Genomic DNA, 1,167 nt, shown 5'->3' with positions numbered 1-1,167 from the left:
CGAAAGGACTGCTTGCCGTGGGCTGCTACTGCCCCTGGCAGGCCCAGCGCTGAGGACGCGCGATGACATCACCGACGCTGGCTGGCGCAGCCGCCACAAACAACAACGGCGGTCACCTGTCCGAACCGACCGATGGTTATGGACAGGCTCCCGCCGTTGGAAGCAACGATACGCCCCGACATCCTCCGTACATGCCGCGACCCGATGTCGCAGGGCCTGGCATTGCAGGACTGGGCTGGGTGCAGGACGTGCACGTGCACAGCGGCCCGATCTACCTGCGCATCGTCAACACGCTGGAACGCACCATCAATCGCGGCGGCCTGGCGCCCGGGCAACGGCTGCCCTCGCAGCGCGCACTGGCGCAGCAGCTCGGCGTGGATCTGACCACGGTGACCCGCGCCTTCGATGAGGCACGCAAGCGTGGACTGATCGAAGCACGCGGGCCACAGGGCAGCTTCATCGCGCCGCCCAAGGCGGGCTTTGACCAGGCCGTCGATCTCAGCATGAACGTGCCACCGGTACCCGACGCCGATGCACTGGCGGAAATGCTGCGTCGGGGCGCGGCGGCGGTGCTCGCACGCAGCAATGCGCCGAACCTGATGACCTATCACCTGGGCGGTGGCAACCCGACCGACCGTCACGCGGCGGCGCGCTGGCTGCAGCCGATGCTGGGCACGGTGGACGATGCTCGCCTGCTGCTGACCGAAGGCGCGCAGGTGGCACTGGCGGCGATCCTGCTCAGCCAAGGGCGCGAGGGTGATGCGATCCTCTGCGACCGGTTGGTGTATCCGGGTCTGCTGCAGGCCGCCGCCGCACTGGGACGGCGGCTGGTCACGGTGGAGGGCGACGAACACGGCATGTGCCCGGAGGCGCTGGCCCGCCGGGCGCGGGAATGTGGCGCGCGCCTGGTCTACCTCAACCCCACCTGCCAGAACCCGACGGCACTGACGGTGCCCACCACGCGGCGCGAAGCGTTGGCGCGGGTGCTGGAGCGCGAAGGCCTGCTGGCGATCGAGGACGATCCGTACTGGCATCTGGCCGTCACCGCGCCCATTGCGCTGGCGACGCTGGCACCGCGACACGTGTTCCATGTGGCCACGCTTTCGAAGGTGATCAGCCCTGGCCTGCGTACCGCGTTCGTGCAATGCCCGGGCGCCGCCCATGCCG

The 1,167-nt window shown here is 69.3% G+C and carries 1 protein-coding gene; it reads left to right on the top strand.

Annotation, left to right across the window (positions count from 1 at the left end; genetic code table 11):
• Positions 1-62: 62 nt before the first annotated feature.
• The coding region (locus AB4Y84_RS22080; protein ID WP_442250987.1) for an aminotransferase-like domain-containing protein at positions 63-1,167 on the top strand (1,105 nt) is incomplete at its 3' end.

The organism is Stenotrophomonas sp. 2YAF22 (assembly GCF_052114665.1).
Taxonomy (GTDB): domain Bacteria; phylum Pseudomonadota; class Gammaproteobacteria; order Xanthomonadales; family Xanthomonadaceae; genus Stenotrophomonas; species Stenotrophomonas indicatrix.
The sequence above is the reverse complement of the archived record's forward strand: the minus strand, read 5'-3'. Positions and strand labels throughout refer to the sequence as shown.